8 protein-coding genes are annotated in these 8,218 nt (G+C 71.0%); 5 read left to right on the forward strand and 3 right to left on the reverse strand.

Features of this window, described 5'->3' with window-relative positions:
• Positions 1-511 (forward strand): DUF4097 family beta strand repeat-containing protein (locus ABZX61_RS65490; protein WP_355213174.1); only part of this gene is annotated, 511 nt, incomplete at its 5' end.
• Between the two features lie 196 nt (positions 512-707).
• On the opposite strand, the gene ABZX61_RS65495 is transcribed toward ABZX61_RS65490, so the two are convergent.
• Positions 708-1,634: a LysR substrate-binding domain-containing protein gene (locus ABZX61_RS65495; RefSeq protein WP_355213175.1), complete on the reverse strand. Its 927-nt coding sequence runs from the start codon at positions 1,632-1,634 to the stop codon at positions 708-710.
• An 88-nt stretch (positions 1,635-1,722) separates the two neighbouring features.
• Here ABZX61_RS65495 and ABZX61_RS65500 point away from each other — a divergent pair, with 88 nt between their 5' ends.
• Positions 1,723-3,099, forward strand: a complete 1,377-nt coding sequence (locus ABZX61_RS65500) for an MFS transporter (protein ID WP_355213176.1) — start codon at positions 1,723-1,725, stop codon at positions 3,097-3,099.
• A gap of 514 nt (positions 3,100-3,613) precedes the next feature.
• Here ABZX61_RS65500 and ABZX61_RS65505 read toward each other — a convergent pair.
• The gene (locus ABZX61_RS65505) at positions 3,614-4,045 is read right to left on the reverse strand and encodes a cytochrome P450 (protein ID WP_355213178.1); all 432 of its coding nucleotides are present in this window, start codon (positions 4,043-4,045) and stop codon (positions 3,614-3,616) included.
• A gap of 165 nt (positions 4,046-4,210) precedes the next feature.
• Here ABZX61_RS65505 and ABZX61_RS65510 point away from each other — a divergent pair, with 165 nt between their 5' ends.
• The 3 genes from ABZX61_RS65510 to ABZX61_RS65520 all read left to right on the forward strand — a co-directional run bounded on the left by ABZX61_RS65510 (position 4,211) and on the right by ABZX61_RS65520 (position 6,424).
• Positions 4,211-5,182: an alpha/beta hydrolase gene (locus ABZX61_RS65510; protein ID WP_355213180.1), complete on the forward strand. Its 972-nt coding sequence runs from the start codon at positions 4,211-4,213 to the stop codon at positions 5,180-5,182.
• Positions 5,183-5,294: 112 nt separating this feature from the next.
• Positions 5,295-5,864, forward strand: a complete 570-nt coding sequence (locus ABZX61_RS65515) for an RNA polymerase sigma factor (RefSeq protein WP_355213182.1) — start codon at positions 5,295-5,297, stop codon at positions 5,862-5,864.
• Entirely contained in the window at positions 5,864-6,424 is a 561-nt protein-coding gene (locus ABZX61_RS65520) for a hypothetical protein (protein WP_350721980.1), read from the forward strand. The genes ABZX61_RS65515 and ABZX61_RS65520 overlap by 1 nt, the downstream gene beginning before the upstream one ends.
• A 97-nt stretch (positions 6,425-6,521) precedes the next feature.
• Here ABZX61_RS65520 and ABZX61_RS65525 read toward each other — a convergent pair whose 3' ends face one another.
• Positions 6,522-7,955 (reverse strand): MFS transporter, encoded by a 1,434-nt coding sequence (locus tag ABZX61_RS65525; RefSeq protein ID WP_355213184.1) that lies wholly within the window; start codon positions 7,953-7,955, stop codon positions 6,522-6,524.
• Between the last annotated feature and the right edge of the window lie 263 nt (positions 7,956-8,218).

The following is an 8,218-nucleotide window of genomic DNA, read 5'->3' on the forward strand; positions in this document are numbered from 1 at the left end:
GACCACGGTCGCCTACGCCGACGGCGTCCTGCGGATCGAGACCTCGGTGAAGAACCAGTACCTCGGCCCGTCCGGATCCATCGACGTGACCGTCAAACTGCCCACCGGCTCCCGCATCGAGGCGAAGGCGGCCGCCGCCGAACTCCGGACCACCGGCCGCCTCGGCGACGTCACCTTCGACGGCGCCTACCGCCAGATCACCCTCGAGGAGACCGCGAGCCTGCGCCTGACCGCGACCGACGGCGACATCGAGGTCGCCCGGCTGGCCGGCCCCGCGGAGATCAGCACCGCACGGGGCGACATCCGCATCGCCGAGGCCACCGGCGGCAAGGTCGTGCTCCGCACCCAGTCCGGCGACATCGCGATCGCCGCCGCCGCCGGCGTCTCGGCCGCGCTGGACGCCGGCACCACCTACGGCCGCATCACCAACGCCCTCAAGAACAACGGCACCGCCGAACTCGACATCCACGCCACCACCTCCAACGGCGACATCACCGCCCGCAGCCTGTGACCCACAGCCTCCCAAGGAGAGGCAGACCAAGCCCGGTGACGACGAACGGCCCCGGTCCATCCACACGGACCGGGGCCGTTTGGCGTGCGGCCGGATCCCTGTGGGTCCGGCCGTGGTTGAGCCTGCTGAGCGGAGCGCCGTGCCCACGCCGGAACCCCGGCGACCAGGTCATGGGAACGCATCGAGGCCTTGCCCTCTAATGACGCGTTCGGCGGATCTCCGCACCTGTCGGAGCCTCCGGCCGGTGACGGGTGTCGTGGATGGAGCCGGTGGGGTTGGCGTGCGCGAGGATAGCGCTGGTCAAGGCCTCCGCGAGTTCGGAGGGGGCGTGCGGGTTGGTCAGCAGGACGAGGTCGAGTTCGCCCAGTTCGGGTAGCCCGGCGCTCTTGGGAAGCTCGACCAGATCGGCGGGCAGCAGGCTGCGGGCGAAGATCGCAACGCCGAGGCCGGCACGGGTGGCGGCCAGCACGGCGTTGACCCCGCGCGCCGTACAGACCACACGGTGTTTGACGCCTGCCTGCTCCAACGCCTGCACCGCCAACGCCCGGCTGGGGCTGGGCGCCTGATACACGATCAGCGGCACCCGCTGTCCCTCGTCCCACCGCAGGCCGCTGCCCTCGACGGCAGCCCATACGAGCCGGTCCCGGCGCACCAGCCGGCCCCGTCCCTCTCCGGCGGTGGTCTGGAGGAAGGCGACGTCGACGTGGCCGGATTCGACTCGGCGTTGCAGTTGCACGCCCTGCTGGGCCACGGTCAGGTCCAGAGTGACGCCGGGGTTGAGGTGCCGGAAGTCCCGCAGAATCCGCGGCAGTTGGCTCAGCGCGAGATTGTCGGTCACTCCGAATCGCAACCGGCCCCGCACTCCGCCGCCGTTGAAATAGTCCGCCGCCTGAGCGTGTGCGGTGAGAATCGAGCGGGCGAAGCCGACCATCGCCTCTCCGTCGACGGTCAATGTCACGCTGCGAGTGTCCCGGACCAGCAACGGCCGACCGACCGCTTGTTCAAGCTTGCGTATGTGCTGACTCACCGTGGGCTGACCGAGGCCCAGCGCCGCCGCAGCCCGGCTGAAGCTCAATGACTGCGCCACTACCAGGAAAGTCCGCACCTGCTCGGGAGGAAACATACGACCCGACGCTAGGCCAGCTCATCATGATTCGCAATAAGACTTATTTGATCAATTCCCTTTCGTAAATTCATCTCGGTGCCCAACGATGGAGACACAGCCCCGTTACCGAAGGAGGAGTTCCGTCGTGACCAGGGCGGCCGCCAGGCCAGAGCCCCCCAGCCCCCGGCCGAAACCACCTATCCCGCGACGTACCAGGCTTGCCGCGTTGCGTTCCCGGAACTTCCGACTCCTGCTGCTCGGCCAGACAGTGGCTACCACCGGGATGTGGGCGCAGCGCATCGCCCAGGACTGGCTGGTGCTCAGCCTCACCGGAGATGCCACCGCCGTCGGAATCACCACTGCTCTGCAACTGGCCCCCATGCTGGTCTTTGGTCTGGCCGGTGGGTGGATCGCCGACCACTATCCGAAGCGCCGGGTGTTGCAGGCCACCCAGGCCGCGACCGGCGCCCTTGCCGCGATCCTCGCCGTGCTCACCCTCACCGGTCACGTCACCGCCTGGCACATCCAGCTCCTGGCGGCAGTGCTCGGCATCATCGCCGCGATCGACCAGCCTGCTCGGCTGGCGTTCGTCACCGACCTGGTCGAACGCGATCACCTGCACAGCGCCATCAGCCTCAACTCCTCGACGTACCAACTCGGCGCCCTCACCGGCCCGGCAGTGTCCGGCGCACTGATCAGCGCCGTCGGTCCCGGCTGGGCTTTTGCTCTCAACGCCGTCTCCTACGCTGTCCCGCTCATCGCTTTCGCCTGCATCGACCCGGACCGGCTCCCGCACCCGCGCCCCGCGGTGCGCGCCGCCGCACTCGTTCCAGGTGGGATGCGCGGACTGGTACGGCGACCGGAGATCTGGCGGCCCATCGCGCTGGCCGGCGCGTTCAGCATGTTCACCAGCAGCCTGCCGGTCACACTGTCCTCCTACGCCCGCACCCTCGACATCGGACCCTCCGGCTACGCGACGCTCACCTTCGTCGTCGCGCTCGGCTCCATGCTCGGCGCGCTGATCGCCGCCGGTCGAACCCGCACCACCATGAACGGATTGACCTGGACCGGGTGCGCGGTGGCCGCCACGTATTTACTCGCCGCCGCCATGCCGACACCGTGGAGCCTCGCGTGCGCCCTCGCCGGGATCGGCATGGCGACGACACTGTTGTTCACCGCGGTCAACGCCACCGTGCAAGTCGCTGCCGGAACCGAGCTTCGCGGCAGGGCGATAGGTGTCTACCTTCTCGTGTTCTTCGGCTGCGGCGCCCTCGGCGGACCCCTGATCGGCGCCATCAACCAGCACCTCGGGCCCCGAATCGGTCTGGCGCTCGCCGGTGCGGTTCCCGCCGCTGCCCTTCTCCTGCTGTCCCTCTCGTACTTCGTATGCCGCCCCGCTGCGGTGCTACCGTCCGGCGTATCCCGGCGCCCGTCCGGCGCCGGCCGGGAATCCACACCGCACACCCGATCGCAACTTCCCTGACCCGCCGGCAGCCGCGGACTCCGGGGCCTCGACTCGCCTGCCGCTGTGGCGCATCACCGGTCCTGCCCTGCCGGGCTCGTGCCGTCCGAGGCCAGTCGGTCGGCCCTTGATACGGGCAGCGCCCCGGCACATCGTGCGAGCTCCCTCGATGACGGAGGCAGCTGCCGTACCAGGGTGACCCTTGACCTTGCTGGAAAGATCGGTTTGACTGAAAAGTCAAACCGATCTTGTTTGCCCTTGGGGGAACAATGCATCGACGCGTAACCCGCGTGTTGGCGACCATGACATTGGCGGCGGCAGTCGTAGTCGGCCTGGCCGACGTCGCCGTGGCGGATCAACGGACCTTCGTCGGCTACGGTTATCTCCCCTCGGATGCTCATGCCAGCGCGGTGGCCGCCATGCAGGCGTACAGCAGTAGCTGCCAAGAGATCAGCACGAGCTATTCTCCGGCCGGTTCCGAACATTATTGGAAGGCCACTCTCACCGCTTCGTGTTGAGAGAGCGATCGGGAGGCCTACCAGGTGACGCGTACGGCGAGCGGGCCGATGTCGACGCTGTTGGTGGTCCATTCCACGCTCTCGAGCGGCTCGGCCGGCCGTACCCCGGGAAGGTGACGTGACAACGCCGACAGGGCGGCGCCGATCTCGGCGCGAGCGAGGACGGCGCCCAGGCAGTAGTGCGGGCCGTGGCCGAAGACCAGGGGAGGGGAGGAGCGGCGGCCCGGAAGGAAGCGGTCGGGGTCGGTGAAGTGAGCCGGGTCGCGGCGGGCGGCTTCCAGGCGGACCAGGATGAGGTCGCCGGACTTGCTGGCGATGCCGTCCAGCTCCAGGTCCTGATGGGCGTAGCGGGGGAACGGCTCGCCGGTGCGGCCCGACTGCATGCGGAGAGCTTCGTCGATCACGGCGGGGGTGAGGTCGGGCAGGCGGCCTTCGATGATCACACGCATGGCGGCGACGCCGATGGCATTGCTCGCCGCCCGTGACCCCACCTCGCCGTCACCGGGCAGGCGAGAGTCTCATCCTGATGGATGAGGTTCTCTGGCGTCCGCTCCTGCAGGCGGCTCGTCCTGGCGGACGAGGTGGCCGGGCGATCGCGTCCCTAGATTCGTGACGTGTCGAAGAGAGCTGTGGTCGCCCGAGCGCTGCGCAGGGCCGCCGCCTGGTGCGCGGCGGTGGTCGTGCTGGCGGCCGTCACCGGGTTCTGCTACGAGTCGGTGGCCCGGCAGGGGGACCCGCCCGTGCCTGGACGGCTGGTGGACGTGGGCGGCCACCGGCTGCACGTCCACTGCACGGGCTCGGGAACCACGGGCTCGGGAACCACGGGCTCGGGAACCACGGGCTCGGGAACGCCGACCGTCGTGCTGGAGGCCGGCCTGGCGGAGTCGAGTGCGAGCTGGGACGTGATCCAGCGCGGACTGCCCGGCCGCGTGTGCGCGTACGACCGCGCGGGATACGCCTGGAGCGAGGACGGCCCGGCCCCTCGTACGGCGGACCGCGCCGCGGCGGATCTGCGCGCGCTGCTCGCCGCGGCGGGCGAGGCGGGGCCGTACGTCCTGGTCGGACACTCCTACGGCGGCACGATCGTGCGACTTTTCGCGCACCACTGGCCCGCGCTGACCGCCGGGCTCGTGCTGATCGACATCACGGACGAGAACGCCACCGAAGCCCTCCAGATCTCCCGCCCGCTCCTCGCCGCGCAGTTCACCGTCAACCAGGCCCTGGCGCGCGTCGGCGTGCTGCGGCTGTTCGGCGACGCGCTGGTGCCCGCCGAGGCCACCGCGGCGGCGCGTGCGAGCGCTCCCGTCGTCTACGGCGCGGGCAGCATGGGCGCCGCCCGGGCCGAGGCCTGGGCCGCGGCGGACAGCGCCGCCCAGGTCCGCGCGACGGTACGACCAGGCGCGTGGCGCGACCTGCCCGTCGTGGTCGTCATCCCCGCGGGGCAGCCCGCGACGGCGGCCGATCAGGCCGGACGTCTCGCCGCGCTGTCCAGCCGCGGCCGTGTCGTCGTCGCCGGCACCACAGACCACTACGTGCAGCACGCCCAGCCCGACCTGGTGATCGAGGCGATCAGATCGGTCTGGTGACCGGCCGTCGTCGAACGAGATTCACCTGTTCGCCCCGCACCGCCTCGTAATGCATTCCGAGGTTCGGCCAAGTACAAGGTGTAAGCACTGTTGAACGAAGGGAGCCCGGCTCGTGCGGCTCGACCAGGCGCAACCGGCGGACCCGTTAGCCCGGACACAGGCGTTCGAAGCCTTCTACCTGCGGAATTTCGACGCCATGACGCGGTTCGTCGCACGGCGGGTGGCCGACCCGCACGCGGTGGCCGACCTGACGGCGGAGATATTCCTCGCGGCGCTGCACTCCCGGCACACCTACCGGCCGGGACGGGGCAGCGAGACCGGATGGCTGTACGGGGTGGCGCGCAACGTGCTGTCGACCCAACGACGTCGCAGTGATCGCGAGGCCCGCGCGATCGAACGGATCGTCGCGCGCCGGCTGCTGGACGGCGACGACATCGCCGATCTGACCGACCGCATCGATGCCGAAGAGCCCGCCCGGCGGGCACTGTCGGCCATGGCCGACCTGCCGGAGGGCGAAAGGGCGTTGATCGAGCTCGTGGTCATCGACCAGCTGACGGTGGCAGAGGCGGCCCAGGCCCTGGACATCAGGGTCGGGACGGCCAGGGTCCGGCTGCATCGCGCCCGCCGGACTCTGCGGAAGGTACCCGGCGTGGCGGCGGCTCTCGTGACGGAAGGACTGTGATGGCGGTGTCGTTCAGGGACAAGCTGTTCGAGGAACTGCGTGCGGAGGCCGCCACGGTCTCGTGGGAGGCCGGGCCGGCTCGCCGGCCCGCACGCCATCTGGTGACTGCGGTGGGGCTGGCCGCGGCGGTGGCCGCAGCGGTGGCGGTCGCCGTACCGCTGATGTCGGACGCGCCGGCATTCGCCGTCGTCAAGAACCCCGACGGGACCGTCACCGTACGGATCAACGAGTTCGTCAGGCCGAAGGACCTGGAGAAAAGGCTGCGGGAAGAGGGTGTGCGAGCGGTGATCGACTATGTCCCCTACGGCCAGGCCTGCCGCGAGCCCCGGGGGCAGACGGTGCCCCAGCCGGACCGGATGCCCCTGAGACAAGCCGAGGACTCGAGAGACTTCTGGATCGACCCGAAGGACTTCGGGCCGGACGAGACGCTCGTCGTCGTGATGCACTCCGCCAACGGCGACCTGAACAAGAGCTACGGAGGCGGCGTCGGGGTCATCCGCGGACCGGTCGCACCCTGCGAACTCGTTCCAGCCGAGTTCAGCGGCGCAGACCATGACTGATCCAGCCCAGGGCACCCGCTTGCGCCGTCCTCAACCGCGACATCCTGAACGCCCGATCGGTGCCCACCCGATGGATGATCGAGCAGCACGGTCTCGGCTATGGTCGCCCGCATTCCAGGCCGTCCGGCCGGTGATCGTGCTGCTTGCCTGACGTCGCCGTCACCGGGGTGCGGGCGCGGGGACGTAGCACGGCATGGGCCAGCACGCCCAGCGCGCCCGCGACCAGCACGGACAGCGCGGCCAGTGTCGCGGACCGCCAGTCGCCGCCGGCCAGCGTGCCGAAGAAGACGGTGCCGGTGATCGTGCAGCCGAGCACGCCCCCGGTCTCCTGAACGGTTCCGAGCACCCCGGCCGTGGCTCCCGCCCGCTCGGGGCGTACGGCCGACAGCACCGAGGAGAGCAGCGGCGACATGATCAGTCCCATCCCGGCTCCGACCACGAGGAGGGCCATGGCCACCTGGTACGGCTGCGCCGCGCGCGCCACGACGTCGTACAGGAGGCACAGCCCGAGCAGCAGTACGGGTGCGCCGAAGCGTCCAGGTCGGAGGGAGGCGGCGAAGAAGCCCGCGTTGAGCGCGGTGCACACGGCTCCGGCGGCGAGCGGGTCGAGGCCGAGGCCGTCCTGCAGGTAGAGGGCGAGCACGAACGACAGCCCGGCCGAGGTGCCGAACAGCAGCGCCACGGCGACCAGGCCCCAGGCGAACGCCCGGTCCGCGAACACGTCGAGGTCGAGCAGCGGGATCCGCCCCGAGCCCGCCAGCCGCCGCTGACGGCGCACGAACGCGGCCAGGATCGGGCCGGAGGCGGCCAGGCACCACCAGGCCCACGGCGGCCAGCCCTGTTCGCGGCCCTCGATCAGGGGCAGCACGATCGCCACCTGCCCGGCGGTCACAAGCCCGGCCCCGCCCAGGTCGAGCCCGGCTCGGGGCGTGTGGGGCGCGGCTCGCCGGGGCGGCGACGGCAGGGGCCGGGGGAGCAGCCGTCCCGTCATGGCCAGCGCCGCGGCGCCGAGGGGTACGTTCACCAGGAAGCAGGCCCGCCAGCCCAGCCCCAGCGGATCGCCGGCCACCAGCACGCCGCCGATCACCTGGCCGCTGACCCCGGCCAGGCCGACGGCCGTGCCGTACCAGCGGAAGGCCGTGGCCCGGTCGGCGCCCCGGTAGAGATCCCCGAGCAGCGTGAGGACCTGCGGCGCGAGCAGCGCCGCGGCCACGCCCTGCGCGACTCTGGCGGCCACCAGCCAGGCCGCGTCTCCCGCGAGCCCGCACCCCGCCGACGCCAGCGTGAACAGCGCCAGCCCGGCGCGGAACATCCGCCGGTGCCCGTACAGGTCGCCGAGGCGCCCGGAGGTGATCAGCCCGGCCGCGTACGCCAGCCCGTACCCCGCGACCACGAACTGCACCGCGGCGTCACCGGCCCGCAGGTCGGCGCGGATGGACGGGACGGCCAGGTTCGCGACGAAGAAGTCCAGCGTGGTCACGAACACCGCGACCAGCAGCACGGGCAGTGCCGCCCAGCGGCGGGTAGTCATGAAGGGCTCCAGGGGACCGGGGGAGGGACGTCGGCAAGAACACCGCGGTGCGGCGATCGGTTGACCCTCACCCTGGGGCGGCGGAGTTATGGATTCCTTCGGACCGGCTACGGGTTTGCGTTCGAGCGCGCTCGAAGCCGTAGCGTCGCCGGCATGACGACAAAGACTTGGATCATCACCGGCGCGTCCCGGGGTTTCGGACGCGCGCTGGCCGAGGCGGCGCTCGCGGCGGGTGACCGCGTGGTGGCGGCGGTGCGCCGGCC

It is taken from the genome of Nonomuraea sp. NPDC003709 (assembly GCF_040610775.1).
Classification (GTDB): Bacteria; Actinomycetota; Actinomycetes; order Streptosporangiales; family Streptosporangiaceae; genus Nonomuraea; species Nonomuraea angiospora_A.

Bases quoted from the DNA above. Each gene is read 5' to 3' on its own strand.
- ABZX61_RS65520 (WP_350721980.1), top strand. From the start codon at position 5,864: ATGGCGGTGTCGTTCAGGGACAAGCTGTTCGAGGAACTGCGTGCGGAG.
- ABZX61_RS65495 (WP_355213175.1), bottom strand. From the start codon at position 1,634: ATGTTTCCTCCCGAGCAGGTGCGGACTTTCCTGGTAGTGGCGCAGTCA.
- ABZX61_RS65505 (WP_355213178.1), bottom strand. From the start codon at position 4,045: ATGCGTGTGATCATCGAAGGCCGCCTGCCCGACCTCACCCCCGCCGTG.
- ABZX61_RS65500 (WP_355213176.1), top strand. From the start codon at position 1,723: ATGGAGACACAGCCCCGTTACCGAAGGAGGAGTTCCGTCGTGACCAGG.
- ABZX61_RS65525 (WP_355213184.1), bottom strand. From the start codon at position 7,955: ATGACTACCCGCCGCTGGGCGGCACTGCCCGTGCTGCTGGTCGCGGTG.